Raw genomic sequence first — 21,407 nt, 5'->3', positions numbered from 1 at the left:
GCTCACAGGAATGGCCATCGCTCACAGGAATGGATTGGCGGTCACAGGCAGGCGGTGAAGGCGCGGCGGACTTCGCCGGCCAGGTCGTCGGCGCAGAAGGCCTTGCCGGCACGGCGCGCGGCCTCACCATGGAGCCAGACCGCCTCGCAGGCGGCGGCAAAGGGTTCAAGCCCGGTGGCCAGCCGCGAGGCGACGATCCCCGCCAGCACGTCGCCGGTCCCGGCGGTGGACAGCCAGACCGAGGCCCGCATGGCAAAGGCCGCGCGGCCATCGGGTGCGGCGATCACCGTGTCCGGCCCCTTGGCGAGAATGACCAGGCCGGTGGCCACGGCCAGCGCCCGCGCGCGATCAAGCTTGGTGCCCACGCCATCGAGGCCGAAGGCCCGCTCCAGAGCGGCCAGTTCGCCATCGTGCGGAGTCGCCACGCCCGCGCCGCAGGCGTCCCCGCGCCGCAGGAGCACGAGCGCATCAGCATCAAGCACCAGCCGGTGCCCGGAAGCGAGCGCCGCCGCCAGCCGCACCCGCGCCGTGCCATCGCGGCCAAGCCCCGGGCCGACCAGCGTGGCGGCAATCCGGTCATCGGCCAGGGCATCCACCAGCGGGCGCGGGTCGACCACCAGCGCGGCGGTGCGCGGCTGGGCCGCGCGGCCATCGGTGGCAAGGCGAACATAGCCCGCCCCGGCCCCCATCGCCGCCGCGCAGGCCAGTTCGGCCGCGCCCGGCATGGCTCCGCCCACCACCGCGAGCAGCCCGCGCCGGTACTTGTGGGTTTCGGCATCGGGCATGGAAACCACCGGGCGCGCGACCACGCCGGGCGCGCCGGCAACCGCCGCACAGCCAATGCCGACCAGCCGCAGCGCGCCCATCGCGGCCGCCGCCGGCATCAGGAAATGAGCCTGCTTCCACGCGCCCAGCGCAATGGTCATCAGGTTGTCGGGCAGGCCGGGGTTCAGCGCCACGCCGCTGTCGCTCTCGATTCCGCTCGGCAGGTCTACCGCGATCACGGCGTGATGGCGCGCGGCCAGCCGGGTAAGCAGGGCCAGCAGTTCGTCCGCCAGCGGGCGAACCAGGCCGCTGCCGAACAGGCAATCGACCAGCAGGTGCCCGTGGGCCTCCGTCTCCGGCCCCAGCACTTCGCCCTGGTAGAGCGCGCGGGCATTCCTCGCCGCGTCGGTCCGCGGCTCCAGCGCGGCCACGACCCGCACCTTGCCGCCCCGTTCGCGCAAGGCCTCGGCGATGACATAGCCATCGCCGCCATTGTTGCCGGGGCCGCACAGCACGGTCACCGGATGCTGGGCGGCCAGGCGCCAGACCCATTCCGCCGCGCCGCGCCCGGCCACCTGCATCAGCGCATCGACGCTGGTCCCGGCGCGGATCAGATCGTCCTCGGCCGCGCGCATGGCGGCCACGGTGAGAACCTGGTCAACGGGCTCCATCGGACTTCACCTTGAACGGAAAGCGATAGCGATCCTCGCCCACGGCCACTTCCAGCAGGTCGCCGGCAATCGCCTGGCGCGCCGATTCGGCGCCATCGGCGGCGGCCAGCCCGGCGCCATTGGCGAGCACGGTGAAGCTGCGGAACCCGCCATCGGGATGGTGCACCACGAGCAGTTTCTCGCCCCCGCGATCCGCGCGTTCCAGCGCGCAGACCGCCTCGAACCGCGCCCCGACGCCCAGCGCGCAGGCGATCTTCTCCGCACCCTCCGCCGCGCCCGAACCCGCGCCCGGCTCGCCGCGCGAACAGGCGGCCAGCAGCGCCAGTGCGGCGGCGGCGAACAGGACCGGCCCCCGGCGCATCGTCAGCCGCGCTTCAGCTGCGAAACGTCGCGCACCGCGCCGCGCGCGGCGCTGGTGGTCATCGCGGCATAGGCGCGCAGCGCATCGGACACCTTGCGCGGACGCTCCTTGGCCGGGTGCCAGCCGGCGGCCTGCTGCGCGGCGCGGCGGCGGGCCAGTTCCTCGTCCGACACCTGGAGGGTGATGGTGCGGCCCGGAATGTCGATGGCGATTACGTCGCCGTTCTCGACCAGACCGATCGTGCCGCCTTCGGCCGCTTCGGGCGAGACATGGCCGATCGAGAGGCCCGAGGTGCCGCCCGAGAAGCGCCCGTCGGTCAACAGGGCACAGGCCGCGCCCAGCCCCTTCGACTTGAGGTAGGAGGTGGGATAGAGCATTTCCTGCATCCCGGGGCCGCCGCGCGGCCCTTCGTAGCGGATCACCACCACGTCGCCGGCCACGACCTGCCCGGTGAGGATCGCGGTCACGGCGGCATCCTGGCTTTCGTAGACCTTGGCCGGGCCGGTGAACTTGAGGATCTTGTCGTCCACCCCGGCAGTCTTCACGATGCAGCCATCGGCCGCGATATTGCCGGTCAGCACCGCCAGCCCGCCATCCTGGCTGAAGGCGTGTTCCTTGCTGCGGATCACCCCACCCTCGCGGTCAAGATCAAGCGCGTCCCAGCGCCGGTTCTGGCTGAAAGCCACCTGGGTGGGCACGCCGCCGGGCGCCGCCTTGAAGAATTCCTGCACCGAGGGGCTGTTGGTCCGCTTGATGTCCCACAGGTTGAGCGCATCGCCCAGCGTGCGGCTGTGGACCGTGGGCAGATCGGTGTGGAGCAGCCCCGCCCGGTCCAGCTCGCCCAGGATCGCCATGATCCCGCCGGCGCGGTGAACGTCCTCCATGTGGACGTCCTGCTTGGCCGGCGCGACCTTGGACAGGCACGGCACCTTGCGGGAGAGCCGGTCAATGTCGGTCATGGTGAAATCGACCCCGGCCTCGTGGGCGGCGGCCAACAGGTGAAGCACGGTGTTGGTGGAACCGCCCATGGCGATATCGAGGCTCATCGCGTTCTCGAAGGCGCCGAAGCTGGCAATCGAGCGCGGCAGGGCCGAGGCATCGTCCTCATCATACCAGCGCTTGCACAGGTCGACCACCAGGCGCCCGGCCTCCAGGAACAGGCGCTTGCGATCGCCGTGAGTGGCAAGTGTTGACCCATTGCCCGGCAGCGAGAGGCCAAGGGCTTCGGTCAGGCAGTTCATCGAATTGGCGGTGAACATTCCCGAGCACGAACCGCAGGTCGGGCAGGCCGAGCGTTCGATCGTCTGCACTTCCTCGTCGGTGTAGTGCTCGTCATCGGCGGCGGCGACCATGGCATCGACCAGGTCGAGCGCCACTTCCTTGCCCTTGAGGATCACCTTGCCGGCCTCCATCGGCCCGCCCGAAACGAACACCACCGGAATGTTGATCCGCAGGGCCGCCATCAGCATCCCGGGCGTGATCTTGTCGCAGTTGGAGATGCACACCATCGCATCGGCGCAGTGGGCATTGACCATGTATTCGACGCTGTCGGCTATCAGGTCGCGGCTGGGGAGCGAATAGAGCATCCCATCATGGCCCATGGCGATGCCATCGTCGACCGCGATGGTGTTGAATTCCTTGGCGACGCCGCCCGCCGCCTCGATCTCGCGGGCGACCATCTGGCCCAGGTCCTTCAAGTGGACATGGCCGGGGACGAACTGGGTGAACGAGTTCACCACGGCGATGATCGGCTTGCCGAAATCGCTGTCCTTCATGCCTGTGGCGCGCCACAACCCGCGCGCACCCGCCATGTTGCGGCCGTGAGTGGTGGTGCGGGAACGATAGGCGGGCATGGGCTGGCTCCGGTGAATTGGCAGGCAACGGATATGGAGGTTCGGCCCTAGACCGGCAAGGCGCGAAGGTCGAACGGGAAAATTCGGCAGGCCCGCCGGCGTCGTCCCGGGTTTGACCAGGGACCGTTGTCCGACGCGGAGCTGGGAGGGTGTGTGCCGGATGCGGCGCAGCTTCGCCATCGCTCACCGGTCCCGGGTCAAGCCCGGGACGACGATCAGCCCATCGCCAAAGCCACCGCGCTGGCGATCCGCGCCAGCCGTTCGGCCCAGCGGGCCTGGCCGGCGGGGCTGTCGATCTCGTCCTGGCGCACTTCCACGCCCAGGTAGGGCCGGCCTTCGGCTTCGGCGTGGCGGTTCATCGTATAGTTGAGTTCCACGCCCGAATAGGGCTGCTGGTCGCCCACGCACAGGCCTTCCGCTTCCAGCAGGGGGATGGCGAGGCGGGCAGCGCGATCGTCGCGGTTGTAGAGCACCCCGACCTGCCACGGACGCGGCTTGTCGCAGGTCCGCAAGGCGGGCGTGAAGCTGTGGAGCGAGAGGATCAGCGCGGGCGGCGTGTCGCCCAGCACCCGGTCAAGCGCGGCATGATAGGGCGCGTGGAACCGGGCGAGGCGCTCCGCCCGCCCGGCCATGGTCAGCCGGTTGCCGGGAATTTCGTGGCCATCGCTGAATTCGGGCACGGCGCCCGGCGCTTCGGCGTTGCGGTTCACGTCGCAAACGAGGCGGCTGACCGCGCACTGGAAGGCTGCCATCCCGGGCCGCGCCGCCATGAGCCCGCCGACCGCGCCCACCCCGATATCGAGCGCCATGTGCTGGATGAGCAGGGCCGGATCGATGCCCAGCGCAATGTCGGCCGGCACATGATTGCTGGCGTGATCGGACACGACAAGTATCCCACCAAAGCGCGGCTGACCGATGATGCGGTGTGTTTCAGACAACATTCCCATGATCCGTTCGTGTCGAGCGAAGTCGAGACACCTGGCGAAACGTGTCCCGACTTCGCTCGACACGAACGGGCAAGCCTTAGCGCAGATTTCCGGCCAGCCGCCACCACTGCGCCGGCAGCCCCGCCGCTGCCGCATCGCGCTGAGCGGCGCTGTCGAACAGCGCAAAGCAGGTCGCCCCGGAACCCGACATCCGCGCCAGCCAGGCCGGCGTGGCGCGCAGGGCGGCCAGCACCTCGGCAATCTCCGGGCACAGGGCGATGGCGGGGGCTTCCAGGTCGTTGCGCCCAGCCAGCGCGATTTCCCGCGCCGTTCCCATGGGCAGCGGCCCACGGTCGATCCCGTCCCAGGCCTTGAACACCGGCCCGGTCGCCAGCGGCACGCGCGGGTTGACCAGCAGCACCGGGGTTCCGGCAAGGTCGGTCGGCCCCGGTTCCAGCTCGGTCCCGGTGCCGCGCCCCAGGCAGGTTTCGCTGCGAACGCAGGCCGGAACATCGGCGCCCAGCCGGGCGGCGCGCGATGCCCAGTCATCCGGCCAGCCATGGCTGCGTTCAACCAGCCGGAACACCGCGCCGGCATCGGCCGACCCGCCGCCAAGTCCCGCCGCGACCGGCAGGTTCTTCTCCAGCGTGATCGCCAGCCCTTCGGCGCGCGGCAGCACGGTGAGCGCCTGCATCACGATATTGTCGAACGGATCGCTAAGCGCCCCGGCGAATTCGCCCGCCACGCGCAGCTCGTCCAGCGCCGAGGCGCGCGCCGCCAGCCGGTCGCCGGCATCGACGAAGGCGAACAGGGTTTCCAGCTCATGATAGCCATCCCCCCGCCGCGCGCGGACGTGCAGCGCGAGGTTGAGCTTGGCATAGGCGGTTTCGTGAAGGCTCATCTTTCCTCCCCGGATCGGGGAGGATGTCAGCCGCCCCTCGCCCCTTCACATATTCGGGTAGTTCGGCCCGCCGCCGCCTTCCGGCGTCACCCATTCGATGTTCTGGGTCGGGTCCTTGATGTCGCAGGTCTTGCAGTGGACGCAGTTCTGCGCGTTGATCTGGAGGCGCGGGCCAGACCCATCGGGATCGACGAATTCATAGACCCCGGCCGGGCAATAGCGCTGCTCCGGCCCGGCATAGAGCGGCAGGTTGATCCGCGTCGGCACCGTCGGGTCCGTCAGGCGCAGATGGCAGGGCTGCTCTTCCTCGTGGTTGGTGAACGAGTAGGAGACGCTGGTCAGCCGGTCGAAGCTGATCACGCCATCGGGCTTGGGATAGGCGATCGGCTGGTAGAGATCGGCCCGGCCGATGCTGGAGGCATCGGTGTGGTGCTTCATCGGCTTGGCCACGCCGAAGCCGAACAGGGTCCGCAGCCACATATCGGCGCCGGCCAGGATCGTGCCGATCTCGCCGCCGAACTTGGCGACCAGCGGCTCGGCGTTCTGGACCAGCTTCAGCTCCTTGGCGATCCAGCTATCGCGCACGGCGGCATCGTATTCGGCAAGGGCATCGCCCTCGCGGCCGGCGGCGATGGCCGCGGCAATGGCTTCGGCCGCCAGCATCCCGCTCTTCATCGCGGTGTGGCTGCCCTTGATGCGCGGCACGTTGACGAAGCCGGCCGAGCATCCCGCCAGCACGCCGCCGGGGAAATCGAGCTTCGGCACCGATTGCCAGCCGCCCTCGTTGATCGCGCGCGCGCCATAGGCCACGCGCTTGCCGCCTTCGAGGATCGCCCGGATTTCCGGGTGCTGCTTCCAGCGCTGGAATTCCTCGAACGGGAAGACATAAGGGTTCTTGTAATCGAGCGCGCAGACGAAGCCCAATGAGACCTGGTTGTTCGCCTGGTGATAGAGGAACCCGCCACCCCAGCTGTCGCTCTCCGAGAGCGGCCAACCCTGGGTGTGGATCACCCGGCCCGGCACGTGCTTGGCCGGATCGATGTCCCACAGCTCCTTCATGCCGATGCCGTAGACCTGCGGCTGGCATTCGGCTTCAAGGTCATACTTCGCCTTGAGCCGCTTGGTCAGATGGCCGCGCGCGCCCTCGCAGAACACGGTGTATTTCGCCAGCAGGTTCATGCCCGGTTGGAAATCGGCCTTGGGATTGCCCTCGCGGTCAACGCCCATGTCGCCGGTCTGCACGCCGATGACTTCGCCGTTTTCCCCATAGAGCACTTCGGCGGCGGGGAAGCCGGGGAAGATTTCGACGCCCAGCGCCTCGGCCTTGCCGGCCAGCCAGCGGCACAGGTTGCCCAGGCTGCCGGTGTAGTTGCCGTGGTTCGACAGGAACGGCGGCATGATCACGTGCGGGATCGAAAGCTTGCCGCCCTTGGTGAGGTTCCAGTGCCAGTTGTCGGTCACCGGCACTTCGGCCATAGGGCAGCCGTCGTCGCGCCAGTCGGGCAGGAGCTCGTCGAGCGCCTTGGGATCGTAGGTCGCGCCCGAAAGGATGTGGGCGCCGATCTCGGAACCCTTTTCGAGGATGCACACCGACAGCTCGGGATTGAGCTGCTTCAAGCGGATCGCCGTGCCGAGCCCGGCGGGGCCACCGCCGACGACAACGACGTCGTAAGGCATGGATTCGCGTTCGATCATGGGAAAACCCGTCCTGTCCTGCTCTCTTTTGGTCGAATGTGCCTTGATTGCACTCGGCGCAGAGGTCAAGGCCGAAGCGATGGAGGGTCTTCGCCAGCGCGAAAACGATCGGTTGCGTCCGGGCGATCTCGCCGGGGCGATGGCCTGGTGGCGCGATGCCGGCGTGGACCTCGATTTCACCGATGAACCGCAGGGCTGGCTGGCCGCTCCCGAAGCCCCGCCGGGGCACGAGATCAAGTCCGCCGCCGCCCCCGCCCGCCCGGCGCCCGAACCCGCCCCCCCCGCCCGCATCGGCGGCGATCCCCAGGCCTGGCCGGCGGATCTCGCCGCCTTTCGCGAATGGTGGCTGGCCGAACCCCTGCTCGATGGCGGAAGCCTGCGCGGCCGGGTGCCGCCGCGCGGCAGCGCCGAGGCGCAGGTGATGATCGTGGTCGGCCAGCCCGAAGCCGAGGATGAGGGCGAACTGCTCTCGGCCAGCCAGGGACGGCTGCTGTCGGCCATGCTCGCGGCCATGTCCCTGCCGCCCGAAGCGGTCTATCTCGCCTCGGCCCTGCCCCGCCACACCCCCGTGCCCGATTGGGCCGATCTGGCCGCGCGCGGGCTGGGCGCGGTGCTGCGCCACCACATCGCCCTCGCCCGCCCGCGGCGCCTGCTGGTGTTCGGAGAGGGCGTCCTGTCGCTGCTGGGCAACGATCCGGCGCAAAGCGCTCAAAATTCATCGCACTTTTACCATGAGGACCAAACCTTGCCGCTGCTGGGCGCGCGCGAACTCGCGTCGCTGGCCCGGCCGGCATGGAAGGCCCGCTTCTGGCGGGACTGGCTGGACTGGACTGGAACCGAAACCGCGTGAAGCAGGCGAACCCTTCCTGGCTGGCAAGCCTGGGCCTGGCCACCGGCCTGGCCCCGCTGGCCCTGGCGCTGGTCCCGGCTCCCGCCGCGGCCAACAGCGCCGCGGTCGATTATTTCCGTGGCCGCGCCGATCGCAGCGCCGTGCCCACCCTGCTCTCGCAGGACGAACGCGCCTATTACAAAGACCTGTTCGGCGCCATCGCGCATGAGGATTGGGCCAGGGTCCAGGCCCTGTTCGCTCAGAAGGTCGACGGCCCGCTCCACCAGGTCGCCCGGGCCGAGTATTTCCTCGATCCCAAGAGCCCGAAGATCGAACTGGATGCGCTGAGCCAGTGGCTTGCCGCCAGCGCCGCCCTGCCGCTGCCGCAGACCGAACAGGTCGCCGCCCTGGCGCTGAAGCGCGGGGCCACCGCGCTCCCTGTCCTGCCTGCGCCCCAGCCATTCGTCTCCCAGCCCTCCAGCCCCAAGCGCCTGCGCCCGCGCGAAACCAACGATGGCACCATGCCCGCGCCGGTCGCCACGGCCATGCAGCAGCGGATCAAGGCCGATGATCCGGCCGGCGCCCGGCTCCTGCTCGATGGCATCGATGCCAGCCTCAGCCCGGCCACCCGGGCCGAATGGCGCGCCCGGATCGCCTGGTCGTTCTATATCGAGAACGACGATGCCTCGGCCTATGCCCTCGCCCAGACCACAGCCGATGGCCAGGGGCCATGGGTGGCCGAAGGCTGGTGGACAGCGGGCCTCGCCGCCTGGCGGCTCGACGATTGCCAGGGCGCCGCCGATGCCTTTTCCCGCACGGCGAGCCTGGCTGACAATGTCGAGCTGAAAACCGCGGCCTATTACTGGCAAAGCCGCGCCCTGGTTCGCTGCCGCCAGCCGGAAAAGGCCGCCGCCCCGCTCCGCCTCGCCGCCGCGCGCGATGAAACCTTCTACGGGATGCTCGCCGCCGAACAGCTTGGCCTGCGCCTGCCCGAAACCCACCAGACCGCCGATTTCACCACGGCCGACTGGCAGCGCCTGCGCGACAATCCCACGGTCCGCACCGCGGTCGAACTGGCCGAAGTGGGCGAGGATGGGCTGGCCGACGAAGTGCTGCGCTACCAGGCCCGGATCGGCGATCCCGCGCTCTACCAGCCGCTCTCGCGCCTTGCGCGCGACATGGGCCTGCCCTCCACCCAGCTGTGGATGGGTTACAGCGCGCCGCGCGGCGGGCAGAGCGAGCCGGCCCTGCGCTTCCCCACCCCCAAGTGGACCCCGGCCAATGGCTGGAAGGTCGATCCGGCGCTGGTCTATGCCCACACGCTCCAGGAATCGGTGTTCCGCACCAGCGTCACCAGCCCGGCCGGCGCGCGCGGGCTGATGCAGATCATGCCCGGCACCGCGCGTGATCGCGCGGCGGAACTGGGCGTCTCGGCGGCCGATGTCACCCGCCCCGAAGTCAACCTCGCCTTCGGCCAGCAGCACCTGCAACTCCTGCGAAATTCCGCAGGAACCCAAGGCCTCCTGCCCAAGGTGATCGCCGCCTACAATGCCGGCCTTCTGCCGATCACCCGCTGGAACACCGAGATCAGGGACAAGGGCGATCCGCTGCTGTGGATCGAAAGCGTGCCCTATTGGGAAACGCGCGGCTACGTGAACATCGTGCTCAAGAACTACTGGATGTACGAGCGCCAGGCCGGCGGCCCCTCGGAAAGCCGGATCGCCCTTGCCCAGGCCATGTGGCCCACATTCCCCGACCTGTCCGGCAGCCAGGCCGTCCGCATGGCAAGCAATGGAGTTCTTCTGCGTGGCCGTTGACCTGACCCGTGAATTCAAGCCCATCGGCATCGCCGTCCTCACTGTTTCCGACACCCGCACCGCCGCCGACGATACCTCGGGCGACCTTCTGTGCGAGCGGGTGAAGGGAGCCGGCCACCGCCTGGTCGCCCGCGCTATCGTCAGGGACAGCGTCCACGAAATCGCCAGCCGCATCCGCAACTGGCTCGATGATCGCGCGGTCGATGCGATCATCACCACCGGCGGCACGGGCCTGACCGGGCGCGACATCACCCCCGAGGCGCTCGACACGATCAAGGACCGCGACATTCCCGGCTTCGGCGAACTGTTCCGCCTGGTCTCCTACCAGACCATCGGCACCTCCACCCTGCAATCGCGCGCCTGCGCGGTGATCGCGCGGGGCAAATACGTGTTCGCGCTCCCCGGCTCGAACGGCGCGGTCAAGGACGGCTGGGACCTGATCCTTGCCGAACAGCTGGATAGCCGCAACCGCCCCTGCAACTTCGTCGAACTGATGCCGCGGTTGCGCGAGGTCTAGCGCAGGGCCGCTTCGGGCAAGTCGATCCCGAACACCGCGTCCAGCGCCGCGCGATAGTCAGCGGCATCGGTGATCGTGCGCCGTTCCGTCCGGCCCGCGCGCGTGATCGCCAGCGCCCCGCCGTTCATCGCGGCAAAGCCATCGGGCAGGACGCGGCTGATGACATCGGCCTGGACGAAGCGCGAAGCCGGCCAGGTGGAGGTCCACCAGTTGGCCTGTTCGAGATCGTCGGCGGCCACTTCGGCAAGGTCGAAGGTATATTGCGCCTGCCAGCCGTCATGCGCGGCAAAGCGGCCGTCCGTCGCCGCGGTGGCCCCGGCGCGCTCCAGCTGCCACTCGCCGGCAAGGCTCCCCGGGGCACCCACCCGGCGCAGCCGGTGGCGCGCGCCATCCGGCGTCTGTGCTCCGGCGCCATCGACCAGCGGCAGGGGCGGCACATAGGACCCGCCGAACCCCGCATCGCAGATCCACGGGCTTCCCCCAAGGTCAACCAGCAGCAGCACGTGGGTGCGCGGCGGCACGGTGCCCGCCGGGATCGCCAGCCGGGGCCGCGCCAGCAGCGGCCGGGAGGCGAAGCCCAGCAGCCCCAGCATATCGGCGTAGAGCCGGTTCTGCTCGAAGCAGTATCCCCCGCGCCGGCTGTGAACGAGCTTGGCCAGCACGCTGGCGCCGTCGATCCGGATCGGCCGGCCCAGCCGCACATCGAGGTTCTCGAAGGCAATCGCCTGGCGCTGGGCGGCCTGCAACTGCGCCAGCCCCGCCGCATCGCGCGGCGGCGGACGGTCAAGGCCAAGGCGGGCAAGGTAGGCGGCGAGAGCGGCATCAGTCATGGCGCGCTTCTAGCCGACATCGCGGCACGGGTCAGCCCGAAGGCGCTTGCCCATCTGTTCTTATTATGTTCTGTCCATCTCGATGACTCGCCCTCCCCCCCTGCACGGTCGCGGCGCGCAGTCGGCGGCCGTGCCCCAGCGCTTCGGCCTCGCCGCGCGCGAGGCAGATGGCGATTGGCTGGATGAGAGCGCAAAGGTCGATGGCCCACCCGCGCCTTTGCGAACCACCGTCACCGAGGAACACCCCCGCTCGATCCTCACCTTCAACAAGTCGCCCGACGTGCCGTTCGATCGTTCGGTCAATGCCTATCGCGGCTGCGAGCAGGGCTGCATCTATTGCTTCGCCCGGCCCACCCACGCCTGGCACGATCTCTCCCCCGGCCTCGATTTCGAGACGAAGCTGTTCGCCAAGCCCGATGCCGCGCGCCTCTTGCGCGAAACCTTCGCCCGCCCCGGCTACAAGCCCGCCCCGCTGGCCATGGGCACCAACACCGATCCCTACCAGCCGATCGAGGCGCGCTACCGGATCACCCGGGCCGTGCTCGAACTGTGCCTCGAAGTGCGCCACCCGGTGATGATCACCACCAAGAGCGACCGGGTGCTGCGCGATCTTGATCTGCTGGCGGAATTGGCGCGCCAGCGCCTCGTCGCCGTCGGCCTGTCCGTCACCAGCCTCGATCCGGTGCTGTCGGGCAAGCTCGAACCGCGCGCCGCCGCCCCGGCCAAGCGCCTCGCCGCGCTGGGCCGATTGGCAGAAGCCGGCGTGCCCGCCCATGTTGCCGTCGCCCCGGTGATCCCCGCCATTACCGACGAATGGCTCGAACGCATCCTGGCCGAAGCCGCCGCGCGCGGGGTGGGCTCGGCCTCGTGGATCCTGCTGCGCCTGCCCCACGAAGTGGCGCCATTGTTCCGCGAATGGCTCGCCGTCCACTTCCCCGACCGTGCCGCCAGGGTCATGGCGATCGTGCGCGAAGCGCGCGGCGGCAAAGACTACGATTCCGGGTTCCACACCCGGATGCGGCCCAGGGGCACCTGGCCCGACCTCATCGGCGCGCGATTCCGGCTGGCGTGCCAGCGGCTGGGCCTGAATGGCAAGGACAGCAAGCTGGAGCTGGATTCCAGCCAGTACACCCCGCCCGAACGCGGCGGCCAGTTGCGGCTGCTGTAAGCGCTCAGGCCACCAATCGCAGGCTCGGCCCGCGCTTGGCCGAAAGGCTCACAGCGGCAATGCCGGGAATGGCGGCGACCTGTTCGGCCAGCTCGCCATCGAGGTGGAAATCGCGCCCCAGCCGCATCAGCGGGTCTGGCCCGGAACCGCCGGTCCGCAGCCGCGCCACCACCTCGCCCTTGCCGGCGGCGCCCGGCTGGAGCAGCAGCGCCAGTTCCGACAGCGCCTCCACCGTGGACACTTCCAGCGAAAGCTCCATCCGCGCCGCCTCGCGCACTTCGGCCAGCGGGCGCCCGCCCCGCACGGTCACGCGCGGCGGCTCGTCCGGGCTGGGGCTGTCGAGTTCCACCTGAAGCAGCACGCAGGTGCCCTCCCTGGCCCATTGCACAAAGCTGTCGACCAGGCTCTCCTCGAAGCACGATGCGGAAAACTGGCCCGAGCTGTCGGAGAAGTCGGCCATGACGAAGTCCTTGCCGCGCTTGGTCTTGCGGCGCTGCACGCCTTCCACCATCGCCGCCATCACCGCCATTTGCCGGCCCCCGCCAGCGGCCCCGCCGCTCGCCATCAGGCTGCCATAGGTCCGCGCGCCATTGGCGCTGGCGATCGCGCGCCATTGCTCCACCGGATGGGCGGCGAAATAGAACCCGAAGTTCTCGCGCTCGCGGGCCATCTGCTCGGCCCTGGTCCAGGCCGGGGTCTCGGCCAGGCGCAGCACGTGGTGATCGTGGTCCGCCCCGCCGAACAGGCCATGCTGGCCGCTCGTGCGGGTGCGCTCGGCCTCGTCCGCCACGGCCAGCAGCATATCGGCATTGGCAAGCACCTTGGCCCGGTTCGGCTCGATGCTGTCAAAGGCGCCGGCCGCGGCCAGGCCTTCCAGTTGCCGCCGGTTCATCGAGCCTTGCGGCACGCGCCCGAACAGATCCTCCAGCGAGGCAAACCGGCCGTTGCCCTCGCGCTCGGCAACAATCGCCTCCATCGCCTTCTCGCCCACGTTGCGGATGCCGGCCAGGGCATAGCGCACCTGGTGCCCGTCCTCGGTCTGCTCCACCGAGAATTCCGCCTCCGACATATTGAGGTCCGGCCCGGCGATGACCAGCCCGTTGCGGCGCATATCATCCACGAAGACCGAGAGCTTTTCCGACTGGTGCATATCGAAGCACATGGCCGCGGCGTAGAATTCGTGAGGGTAATGGGCCTTGAACCAGGCGGTCTGGTAGGCCAGCAGGGCATAGGCCGCCGCATGGCTCTTGTTGAAGCCATATCCGGCAAACTTGTCGATCAAATCAAATAGTTCGTTGGCCTTCTTAGCGTCGATTCCACTATCGCGCGCGCACCCTTCGACAAACCGCTGGCGCTGCGCGTCCATCTCGGCCTGGACCTTCTTGCCCATGGCCCGGCGCAGCAGGTCGGCGTCGCCCAGCGAATAGCCCGCCAGGATCTGCGCGGCCTGCATCACCTGTTCCTGGTAGACGAAGATCCCATAGGTTTCCGACAGAATACCCGCCAGTTTTTCATGCGGATATTCAATCTCTTCCAACCCGTTCTTGCGACGGCCAAACAAGGGGATGTTGTCCATCGGCCCGGGCCGGTAGAGCGAAACCAGCGCGATGATGTCGCCGAAATTGCTGGGTTTCACGGCGGAAAGCGTGCGGCGCATCCCTTCCGATTCCAGCTGGAACACGCCCACCGTATCGCCGCGCTGGAGCAGCTCGTAGACCTGCGGATCATCCCAGGCGAGCAGACCCAGATCGATGGTGATCCCGCGCCGCGCCAGCAGGTCCACCGCCTTCCGCAGCACCGACAGCGTCTTGAGCCCCAGGAAGTCGAACTTGATCAGCCCGGTATCCTCGACATATTTCATGTCGAACTGGGTCACCGGCATATCCGAACGCGGATCGCGGTAGAGCGGAACCAGTTGCTCCAGCGGCCGGTCCCCGATGACCACGCCGGCGGCATGGGTGGAGGAATTGCGCGGCATCCCCTCCAACTGCACGGCCAGGTCGATCAGCCGGCGCACCTCGTCGTCATTGTCGTATTCGCGGCGGAACTCGGCCACGCCGTTGAGCGCGCGCTTGAGGTCCCAGGGATCGGCCGGCAGGTTCGGCACCAGCTTGCACAGGCGGTCCACCTGCCCGTAGCTCATCTGGAGGATGCGGCCCGTATCGCGCAGCACCGCGCGGGCCTTCAGCTTGCCGAAGGTGATAATCTGGGCAACGTGATCGGCGCCATATTTGCCCTGCACGTAGCGGATCACCTCGCCGCGCCGGGTTTCGCAGAAGTCGATGTCGAAGTCGGGCATCGAGACGCGTTCGGGGTTGAGGAAGCGCTCGAACAGCAGGCCGAGGCGCAAGGGATCGAGGTCGGTGATGGTCAGCGCCCAGGCAACCACGCTGCCCGCACCCGAACCGCGCCCCGGCCCCACCGGAATATCGTTGTCCTTGGCCCACTTGATGAAGTCGGCCACGATCAGGAAGTAGCCGGCGAAGCCCATCTTGTTGATGATCCCGGTCTCGAAATCGAGCCGGTCGAAATAGGCCTGGCGCTCCGCCTCGGGCAGTTCGCCATAGGGCTCCAGCCGCTTGACCAGCCCGGCGCGCGCATCCTCCACCAGCATTCGCGCCTCGCCCTCGGTGTCGCCGGCAAGGCTGGGCAGCAGCGGCTTGCGCCTGGGCGGGGCATAGGCGCAGCGCTGCGCGACGACGAGCGTGTTAGCGGTCGCCTCGGGCAGGTCGGCGAACAGCTCGGCCATCGTGTCGGCCGGCTTGACCCAGGCTTCGCCGGAAGAGCGCGGCCGGTCCGCCGCATCGATGTGGGTCGAATTGGCGATGCACAGCAGGGCATCGTGGGCGGCGTGGAACTGGCTTTCGGCAAACATCGCCGGGTTGGTGGCCACCAGGGGCAGGTCGCGGGCATAGGCCAGCGCGATCAGCGCCTCCTCGGCCGCTTCCTCCACCGCGTCGCCGCGCCGGGCGATCTCGACATAGAGCCGCCCGGGAAACAGACCGGCCAGCCGCGCGGCCAGGTCATGCGCGGCCTCGGCCTTGCCATCGGCCAGCAGCCGGGCGAGGCCACCCTCGCCAGCCCCGGTCAGCGCGATCAGCCCATCGGTGTGGCCATCGAGATCGGCCAGCGGCACGTGGGGCTCGCGGTCGAGCGGGCGGTCAAGGTGGGCGCGGCTGACCAGCCGGCACAGGTTGAGCCAGCCGGCCTCGTCCTGGGCATAGAGCGCCAGCCAGTCGATCGCGGCGGAATCCCTTGGCTCCCCCTCGCGGGCCACGGCCAACAAGGTGCCGACCAGCGGCTGGATGCCCGCGTCCTTGCAGGCCGAGGCAAAGGCCGGCGCGCAATAGAGGCCATTGCGATCGCACACCGCGATGGCCGGGAACCCGCGCTCCTTGGCCAGCTTGGCGATGGCCTTGGGATCGATCGCCCCCTCCAGCATCGAATAGGAGGAGAACACGCGCAAGGGAACGAACGGAGCATAGGCGGCCATCCCGGCAAGGTAGCGCGTGCCCCCGCCCGATCAACCCGCCCCCGCCCCCCTGCTGGGGAAAAGGCGGCTCCCATGAACTTTGCTTTCGCGCAAAGACCGCGCCGCGCCGCGCGGCCAAGCCGGGGCCACAACCGACACGTCGTTGATGGAGTGCCCCGATGCCAGTCGATGAAATCGCCCCGCGCCGCTCGATCGCCGCGCGCGCCGCCGCCATTGTCCTCTCGCCCCGCTCGGAATGGGCGCGGATCGCCGCCGAGGACCGCCCGTCGGGCGAGGTGCTCAACCGCTATGTCCTGCCCCTGTCGCTGATCTGGCCAGTCTGCGCCTCAATCGGCGCGCTCACCTTCGGCCACTTCGGCTATGGCGCCGGGCCGCTCAGCGATCCCACGCCGGTCACCCCGGTCTCGGTGCTGGGCAGCGCGATCATCGTGTTCCTGGGCACCCTGTTCAGCCTGCTGGCCCTGGCCATGTTCGCCAGCATCGTCGCGCGCCACCATGGCGGCACCCACGGCGGCGATCGCGCCTTCGCGCTGATCGGCTATGGATCGACCCCGGTCCTGCTGGCCGGCGTGGTCGCGCTGGTGCCTTCGCTGGCCTGGCTCGGGCTGGTGGCGCTCTACGGGGTGCGCCTCCTCTATCTGGGCGCCGCCCCGATGCTGGGCGTCCCGCGCGAAAAGGTGCTGCGCTTCACCGTGGTGGTGGTCGCCGCGGCCACCCTGCTCAACGTGATCGTGGTGATGATGACCCGGCTCAACGATGCGCTGATCACCGGGATGGGCATGGCCTGAACTCCGGCCGGTCCGGCAGGAACCAGACCGGCTGCCGTTCAGGTGGCCGGCAGGTCGGGCCGCGCGGCCAGCCCCATGATCTCGAAGGGGTGATACTGCCGGTCGCCGGCCTTCTCGATCATGTAGTGCCCGCGCTCGCCCGCCGGCAGGGCGGCGAACCAGCGGACCAGTTCGCCCAGCGTGCCCTTGCGGATCGCCTTGAACCCATGGAGCAGCCCGCCGCCGTCGGCGCGGCGATGCAGGGTCGCCGGATCGTCCCAGCCGATCGCGCCATGCGGCTGGTCGGAAGGCTCGGCGGCAAATGTGGTCGGATGGTGGCTCACGAATGGCTCTCCTTGGCTCCCGCGTTCCCCTTGCAGGAACCAAACGGTTGCCCCGGCGCGCCGGTTCCGGTGAACTTTCGGTAAGCCGCGCGCGATCGCTGTCAGCCCAGCCGCCCATCATGCAGCCGCACCACGCGGTCCATCGCCAGCGCGAGGCGCTCGTTGTGGGTGGCGATCAGCGCGGCGCTGCCCTCGCCGCGCACCAGGCCCAGGAACTGGCCGAGCACCTTGTCGGCGGTCGCCTCGTCAAGGTTGCCGGTCGGCTCGTCGGCCAGGACCAGCGCCGGGCGGTTGGCCAGCGCCCGGGCCACGGCCACGCGCTGCTGCTCGCCGCCCGAAAGCCGGCTCGGCTTGTGGGTCAGGCGCTGGCCCAGGCCCAGGCTCTCCAGCAGTTCGGTCGCCCGCGCTTCGGCTTCCTCCTGACCGGCGCCCGCGATCAATTGCGGCAGGATCACGTTCTCGATCGCGGTGAAATCGGCCAGCAGGTGGTGGAATTGGTAGACAAAGCCCAGGTGCTCGCGCCGCAGCGTGGTCCGCCCGGCCGAATCCTGCGCCGAGGCATCAACCCCCGCGATCTCGATCTTGCCGCCAAAGCCGCCTTCCAGCAGGCCGATCGCCTGGAGCATGGTCGACTTGCCCGAACCCGAAGGCCCCAGCAGGGCCACGATCTCGCCGGGGCGGATTTCAAGGTCGATCCCACGCAGCACGTCGATCCGTACCCCGCCCTGCTCGAAGCTGCGGGTCACGCCGGCAAGGCGCACGACTGGCGCGGCAAGGTCCGTGGCGGCAAGGTCCAGCGGCGCGCGATCACTCATAGCGCAGCACCTGCACCGGATCGGTGCTCGCCGCCTTCCACGCCGGGTAGAGCGTGGCGAGGAACGAGAGTACCAGCGCCATCGCCGCGATGGCCACGATCTCCACTGGGTCGGAGCGGCTGGGCAGTTCGGAAAGGAAGCGGATCGAAGGGTCCCACAGGTTCTGCCCGGTCAGGTATTGCACCGCGTTGACCACGTTCTGGCGGAAGAACAGGAACACGAAGCCCAGCGCCAGCCCCGTGCCGGTGCCCAGCGCGCCGATCGAGAAGCCGATGGTTACGAAGATCCGCAGCAGGCTGGCCCGCCGCGCGCCCATGGTCCGCAAGATGGCGATGTCGCGGGTTTTCGCGCGCACCAGCATGATCAGCGAGGAGAGGATGTTGAACACCGCCACCAGCACGATGATCGAGAGCACGGTGAACATCGCCACCCGCTCCACCGAGAGCGCCTCGAACAGGGCGGCGTTGATGGTCTTCCAGTCGGTCACCACGGCCACGCCCGCCAGCTTGCGGGTGAGCGGGGCGAGGATTTCGGTCACCTGGTCCGGATCGGTGGTCTTCACCTCGATCATCCCGATCGAATCGCCGCTCAGCAGCAGGGTCTGCGCGTCGGGAATGGGCATGACCACGAAGGTGTTGTCATAGTCATAGACCCCGATCTCGAAGATCGCGCCCACCGTGTAGCCCACCTGCCGGGGCACCGTGCCGAACGGGGTGGCGCGCCCCTGCGGGTTGATGATGGTGATCGTGTCGCCCACCCGCGCGCCGAGGTTTTCCGCCAGCCGCGCGCCGATGGCCACCATGCTCGCGCCCGGGCGCAGCATCTGGAGCGAGCCATCCTTCACCTGCGGCTTGATCCGGCCGATGTCCTCGGCCGTGTTGCCGCGCACGAGAATGCCTTCCACCCGGCCGTTGAAGGTGGCGAGCAGGGGCTGCTCGATCAGCGGCGAGGCCCGGGTCACCCCCGGCGTGGCGCGCACATCGGCCAGCACCTGCTGCCAATTGTCGAGCCGGCCGCCATAGGCTTGGATGATCGCATGGCCGTTCAGCCCCACGATCTTGTCGAACAGTTCGGCGCGAAAGCCGTTCATCACGCTCATCACGATGACCAGGGCCGCCACGCCCAGGCTCACCGCCACCAAGCTGATCCCGGCAACGAGCGCGATGAACGCCTCGCCCCGGCCCGGCAGCATATAGCGCTTGGCGATGGTCCATTCGAACGGGGAGAGGATCAAGCGGGAGCCTTCTTTCGCGGGTCTCCTGGGGCAGGCGACGCGAGGCCGGGTTTAGGCGGCGGCGCGGCCGAGGGCAATGGTCTGCCGACCCATCTCCGCCTTGCGCGCCACCGGGCTTGCCTTTCGGCGCCGCAGGGGCCAAATGCGCCCGCAACACGGCTGTAACACAAGCCTTCTCGCCCGGCGGACCAGCAACCATGAACCTGACCAATCCTTTCTGCGACGCGGACGGCGACAAGCTGCGCGAGGAGTGCGGCATCTTCGGCGTGATCGGCGCCCGCGAAGCCGCCCCCATGACCGCGCTCGGCCTCCACGCGCTCCAGCATCGCGGCCAGGAGGCCGTGGGCATCACCAGCTTCGATGGCCAGGAATTCTATTCCCGCCGCGGCACCGGCCACGTTGCCGCCAATTTCTCCAGCGCCGAAGCCCTCGCCGAACTGCCGGGCATCATGGCCGCGGGCCACGTGCGCTATTCCACCACCGGCGGCTCGGGCCTGCGAAACGTCCAGCCGCTGTTTGCCGATCTGGCCTCGGGCGGCTTCGCCATCGCCCACAACGGCAACATCTCCAACGCCATGCACCTCAAGTACGATCTGGTGCAGAAGGGCGCGATCTTCCAGTCCACCTCGGATACCGAGGTGATCATCCACCTCGTCGCCACCAGCCGCTATCCCACCCTGCTCGATCGCTTCATCGATGCGCTGCGGCTGGTCGAAGGCGCCTATTCGCTGATCTGCATGACCCCGGCCGGCATGATCGCCTGCCGCGATCCGCTGGGCATCCGCCCGCTGGTCATGGGCAAGCTGGGCGATGCGACCGTGTTCGCCAGCGAAACGGTCGCGCTCGACGTGATCGGCGCCGATTTCCTGCGCGAGGTGGAGCCGGGCGAACTGGTCGAAGTCGATCTCGATGGCGCGGTCCGCACCCACCGCCCCTTCGGCGATCCGCCGGCCCGGCCGTGCATCTTCGAACACGTCTATTTCAGCCGCCCCGATTCGCTGATGGGCGGCAGCTCGGTCTACGAGGTCCGCAAGGCCATCGGCCGCGAACTGGCGCGCGAATCGCTGGCCGATGCCGACATGGTGATCCCCGTGCCCGATAGCGGCGTGCCCGCCGCGCTCGGCTATGCCCAGGAATCGGGCCTGCCCTTCGAGCTCGGCATCATCCGCTCGCACTATGTGGGCCGCACTTTCATCCAGCCGTCCGACGGCGCCCGCAATGCCGATGTGAAGCGCAAGCACAATGCCAACCGCGCGATCGTCGCGGGCAAGCGGATCGTGCTGGTCGACGATTCGATCGTGCGCGGCACCACCAGCCTCAAGATCGTGCAGATGATGCGCGATGCGGGCGCGGCCGAAGTGCATATGCGGATCGCCTCCCCGCCGACCGAGCATAGCTGCTTCTACGGGGTCGATACCCCCGAACGCTCCAAGCTGCTCGCCGCGCGGATGGACGTGGCCGCCATGGCCGAATTCATCCAGGCCGACAGTCTCGCCTTCGTCTCGCTCGATGGCCTCTATCGCGCCGTGGGCCTGAAGGGCCGCAACGCCGCCTGCCCGCAATATTGCGACGCCTGCTTCTCGGGCGAATACCCGACCCGGCTGACCGACCTGGCCGATCGCGATCGCCCGGCCCAGCTCGACCTGCCGGTCGCCTGAAGCGATGAGCGAAGCAGGCAAGCCCTTTTCAGGCCAGGTCGCGCTGGTCACCGGGGCCAGCAAGGGAATCGGCGCGGCCACGGCCCTGGCGCTCGGCCAGGCCGGCGCCCATGTCATCCTCACCGCGCGTGATGTGAAGGGGCTTGAAGCGGTCGAGGAGGCGATCCACGCCGCCGGCGGGACCGCCACCATCGCTCCGGTCGATCTGATGGAACCCGATGGCGTGGCCCGCCTCGCCACGGCAATTCGCAGCCGCTGGGACAAGCTCGACGTGCTGGTGCTCGCCGCCGCCCTGCTGCCGCAACTCTCGAGCGTGGCCGATATCGACCAGGCCAGCTTCAACAAGGCGCTCACGGTCAACGTGCTGGCCACCCAGTCGCTGATCGCCCACTTCGATGGCCTGCTGCGCCGCAGCGCCGATCCGCGGGTGATCGGCCTGACCAGTACCGTGGCCGATGCGCCCCGCGCCTATTGGGGCGCCTATGGCGCCACAAAGGCCGCCTTCGCGCAATTGCTCGATTGCTGGGCGCAGGAAGTTCGCGCCATTTCGCGCATCCGCATTGCCTTGGTTAATCCCGGCGCCACCCGCACCGCGATGCGCGCCCGGGCCTATCCGGGCGAAGATCCCGCTTCGGTCAAGGCGCCCGAAGTGGTGGCAGAGCGCCTGGTTGCCCTGCTGGGCGAACCCTTCGCCAGCCCGCACCGCGAAACCGTTAACCATCCGGCGTAACCCGCCGGCAAGCAGTCTTGCCCCATCCTTTAG

The 21,407-nt window shown here is 68.9% G+C and carries 18 protein-coding genes; 7 read left to right on the top strand and 11 right to left on the bottom strand.

The genetic code is table 11. From position 1 onward, the window contains the following. Nucleotides 1–41: 41 nt before the first annotated feature. The 6 genes from ACFOD9_RS08125 to ACFOD9_RS08100 form a co-directional block, all read right to left on the bottom strand. Nucleotides 42–1,436 (bottom strand): NAD(P)H-hydrate epimerase, encoded by a 1,395-nt coding sequence (locus ACFOD9_RS08125; RefSeq protein ID WP_379509584.1) that lies wholly within the window; start codon nt 1,434–1,436, stop codon nt 42–44. After that, nucleotides 1,423–1,797 carry a hypothetical protein gene (locus tag ACFOD9_RS08120; RefSeq protein ID WP_379509583.1) on the bottom strand — a complete coding sequence of 125 codons (375 nt, stop codon included), beginning with the start codon at nt 1,795–1,797 and terminating at the stop codon, nt 1,423–1,425. Before ACFOD9_RS08120 ends, ACFOD9_RS08125 begins: the two co-directional genes overlap by 14 nt. A 2-nt stretch (nt 1,798–1,799) precedes the next feature. Then, on the bottom strand, nt 1,800–3,650 hold the full coding sequence (gene ilvD, locus ACFOD9_RS08115) for a dihydroxy-acid dehydratase (RefSeq protein ID WP_379509582.1): 1,851 nt from the start codon (nt 3,648–3,650) through the stop codon (nt 1,800–1,802). A 215-nt stretch (nt 3,651–3,865) separates the two neighbouring features. Then, entirely contained in the window at nt 3,866–4,591 is a 726-nt protein-coding gene (locus ACFOD9_RS08110; RefSeq protein ID WP_379509581.1) for an N-formylglutamate amidohydrolase, read from the bottom strand. An 82-nt stretch (nt 4,592–4,673) separates the two neighbouring features. Continuing rightward, the gene (locus ACFOD9_RS08105; RefSeq protein WP_379509580.1) at nt 4,674–5,477 is read right to left on the bottom strand and encodes a 4-(cytidine 5'-diphospho)-2-C-methyl-D-erythritol kinase; all 804 of its coding nucleotides are present in this window, start codon (nt 5,475–5,477) and stop codon (nt 4,674–4,676) included. A gap of 45 nt (nt 5,478–5,522) precedes the next feature. Then, on the bottom strand, nt 5,523–7,172 hold the full coding sequence (locus ACFOD9_RS08100; protein WP_379509579.1) for an electron transfer flavoprotein-ubiquinone oxidoreductase: 1,650 nt from the start codon (nt 7,170–7,172) through the stop codon (nt 5,523–5,525). A 43-nt stretch (nt 7,173–7,215) separates the two neighbouring features. Between ACFOD9_RS08100 and ACFOD9_RS08095 the strand changes: the two genes are divergently transcribed. The 3 genes from ACFOD9_RS08095 to moaB are packed head-to-tail and all read left to right on the top strand — an operon-like array spanning nt 7,216 to nt 10,335. After that, nucleotides 7,216–8,022: a uracil-DNA glycosylase family protein gene (locus tag ACFOD9_RS08095; protein ID WP_379509578.1), complete on the top strand. Its 807-nt coding sequence runs from the start codon at nt 7,216–7,218 to the stop codon at nt 8,020–8,022. Then, on the top strand, nt 7,965–9,818 hold the full coding sequence (locus tag ACFOD9_RS08090; protein ID WP_379509577.1) for a lytic transglycosylase domain-containing protein: 1,854 nt from the start codon (nt 7,965–7,967) through the stop codon (nt 9,816–9,818). The genes ACFOD9_RS08095 and ACFOD9_RS08090 overlap by 58 nt, the downstream gene beginning before the upstream one ends. Further along, a complete protein-coding gene (gene moaB / locus ACFOD9_RS08085; RefSeq protein ID WP_379509576.1) occupies nt 9,808–10,335 on the top strand; it encodes a molybdenum cofactor biosynthesis protein B in 528 nt (175 codons plus the stop codon). The genes ACFOD9_RS08090 and moaB overlap by 11 nt, the downstream gene beginning before the upstream one ends. Here moaB and ACFOD9_RS08080 read toward each other — a convergent pair. Beyond that, a complete protein-coding gene (locus tag ACFOD9_RS08080) occupies nt 10,332–11,165 on the bottom strand; it encodes an arylamine N-acetyltransferase family protein (RefSeq protein ID WP_379509575.1) in 834 nt (277 codons plus the stop codon). The two genes, moaB and ACFOD9_RS08080, sit on opposite strands and share 4 nt — an antisense overlap. A gap of 82 nt (nt 11,166–11,247) precedes the next feature. Here ACFOD9_RS08080 and ACFOD9_RS08075 point away from each other — a divergent pair, with 82 nt between their 5' ends. Further along, nucleotides 11,248–12,333: a PA0069 family radical SAM protein gene (locus ACFOD9_RS08075; protein WP_379509574.1), complete on the top strand. Its 1,086-nt coding sequence runs from the start codon at nt 11,248–11,250 to the stop codon at nt 12,331–12,333. 4 nt (nt 12,334–12,337) lie between these two features. Here ACFOD9_RS08075 and dnaE read toward each other — a convergent pair whose 3' ends face one another. After that, nucleotides 12,338–15,826: a DNA polymerase III subunit alpha gene (gene dnaE, locus ACFOD9_RS08070; RefSeq protein ID WP_379509573.1), complete on the bottom strand. Its 3,489-nt coding sequence runs from the start codon at nt 15,824–15,826 to the stop codon at nt 12,338–12,340. Between the two features lie 158 nt (nt 15,827–15,984). On the opposite strand from dnaE, the gene ACFOD9_RS08065 reads away from it, so the two are divergent. Further along, a complete protein-coding gene (locus tag ACFOD9_RS08065) occupies nt 15,985–16,614 on the top strand; it encodes a Yip1 family protein (RefSeq protein WP_379509572.1) in 630 nt (209 codons plus the stop codon). Between the two features lie 38 nt (nt 16,615–16,652). Here the strand turns inward: ACFOD9_RS08065 and ACFOD9_RS08060 are convergent, their stop codons facing one another. From ACFOD9_RS08060 to ACFOD9_RS08050, 3 genes are all read right to left on the bottom strand, one after another. Continuing rightward, nucleotides 16,653–16,937, bottom strand: coding sequence for a hypothetical protein (locus ACFOD9_RS08060; RefSeq protein ID WP_379509571.1), 285 nt, complete (start codon nt 16,935–16,937; stop codon nt 16,653–16,655). 101 nt (nt 16,938–17,038) lie between these two features. Beyond that, nucleotides 17,039–17,752: an ABC transporter ATP-binding protein gene (locus ACFOD9_RS08055; protein WP_379509570.1), complete on the bottom strand. Its 714-nt coding sequence runs from the start codon at nt 17,750–17,752 to the stop codon at nt 17,039–17,041. Beyond that, nucleotides 17,745–18,986, bottom strand: a complete 1,242-nt coding sequence (locus ACFOD9_RS08050) for a lipoprotein-releasing ABC transporter permease subunit (RefSeq protein ID WP_379509569.1) — start codon at nt 18,984–18,986, stop codon at nt 17,745–17,747. The genes ACFOD9_RS08055 and ACFOD9_RS08050 overlap by 8 nt, the downstream gene beginning before the upstream one ends. A 197-nt stretch (nt 18,987–19,183) precedes the next feature. Between ACFOD9_RS08050 and purF the strand changes: the two genes are divergently transcribed. Both purF and ACFOD9_RS08040 read left to right on the top strand, forming a co-directional pair. Continuing rightward, nucleotides 19,184–20,644 carry an amidophosphoribosyltransferase gene (gene purF / locus ACFOD9_RS08045; protein WP_379509568.1) on the top strand — a complete coding sequence of 487 codons (1,461 nt, stop codon included), beginning with the start codon at nt 19,184–19,186 and terminating at the stop codon, nt 20,642–20,644. A 4-nt stretch (nt 20,645–20,648) separates the two neighbouring features. Then, on the top strand, nt 20,649–21,374 hold the full coding sequence (locus ACFOD9_RS08040) for an SDR family NAD(P)-dependent oxidoreductase (protein WP_379509567.1): 726 nt from the start codon (nt 20,649–20,651) through the stop codon (nt 21,372–21,374). The last annotated feature ends 33 nt before the right edge of the window (nt 21,375–21,407 follow it).

This window comes from Novosphingobium bradum (genome assembly GCF_042646485.1).
GTDB lineage: Bacteria > Pseudomonadota > Alphaproteobacteria > Sphingomonadales > Sphingomonadaceae > Novosphingobium > Novosphingobium bradum.
Note: the sequence above shows the minus strand (reverse complement) of the source record. Positions and strands in the feature narration are given on the sequence as shown.

Excerpts from the sequence above, each read along its gene's own strand:
- ACFOD9_RS08075 (WP_379509574.1), top strand. The coding sequence starts at position 11,248 with ATGACTCGCCCTCCCCCCCTGCACGGTCGCGGCGCGCAGTCGGCGGCC.
- ACFOD9_RS08105 (WP_379509580.1), bottom strand. The coding sequence starts at position 5,477 with ATGAGCCTTCACGAAACCGCCTATGCCAAGCTCAACCTCGCGCTGCAC.
- ACFOD9_RS08120 (WP_379509583.1), bottom strand. The coding sequence starts at position 1,797 with ATGCGCCGGGGGCCGGTCCTGTTCGCCGCCGCCGCACTGGCGCTGCTG.
- ACFOD9_RS08110 (WP_379509581.1), bottom strand. The coding sequence starts at position 4,591 with ATGTTGTCTGAAACACACCGCATCATCGGTCAGCCGCGCTTTGGTGGG.
- ACFOD9_RS08125 (WP_379509584.1), bottom strand. The coding sequence starts at position 1,436 with ATGGAGCCCGTTGACCAGGTTCTCACCGTGGCCGCCATGCGCGCGGCC.
- ACFOD9_RS08065 (WP_379509572.1), top strand. The coding sequence starts at position 15,985 with ATGCCAGTCGATGAAATCGCCCCGCGCCGCTCGATCGCCGCGCGCGCC.
- ACFOD9_RS08100 (WP_379509579.1), bottom strand. The coding sequence starts at position 7,172 with ATGATCGAACGCGAATCCATGCCTTACGACGTCGTTGTCGTCGGCGGT.
- ilvD (WP_379509582.1), bottom strand. The coding sequence starts at position 3,650 with ATGCCCGCCTATCGTTCCCGCACCACCACTCACGGCCGCAACATGGCG.
- ACFOD9_RS08040 (WP_379509567.1), top strand. The coding sequence starts at position 20,649 with ATGAGCGAAGCAGGCAAGCCCTTTTCAGGCCAGGTCGCGCTGGTCACC.
- ACFOD9_RS08055 (WP_379509570.1), bottom strand. The coding sequence starts at position 17,752 with ATGAGTGATCGCGCGCCGCTGGACCTTGCCGCCACGGACCTTGCCGCG.
- dnaE (WP_379509573.1), bottom strand. The coding sequence starts at position 15,826 with ATGGCCGCCTATGCTCCGTTCGTTCCCTTGCGCGTGTTCTCCTCCTAT.
- purF (WP_379509568.1), top strand. The coding sequence starts at position 19,184 with ATGAACCTGACCAATCCTTTCTGCGACGCGGACGGCGACAAGCTGCGC.
- ACFOD9_RS08090 (WP_379509577.1), top strand. The coding sequence starts at position 7,965 with ATGGAAGGCCCGCTTCTGGCGGGACTGGCTGGACTGGACTGGAACCGA.
- ACFOD9_RS08080 (WP_379509575.1), bottom strand. The coding sequence starts at position 11,165 with ATGACTGATGCCGCTCTCGCCGCCTACCTTGCCCGCCTTGGCCTTGAC.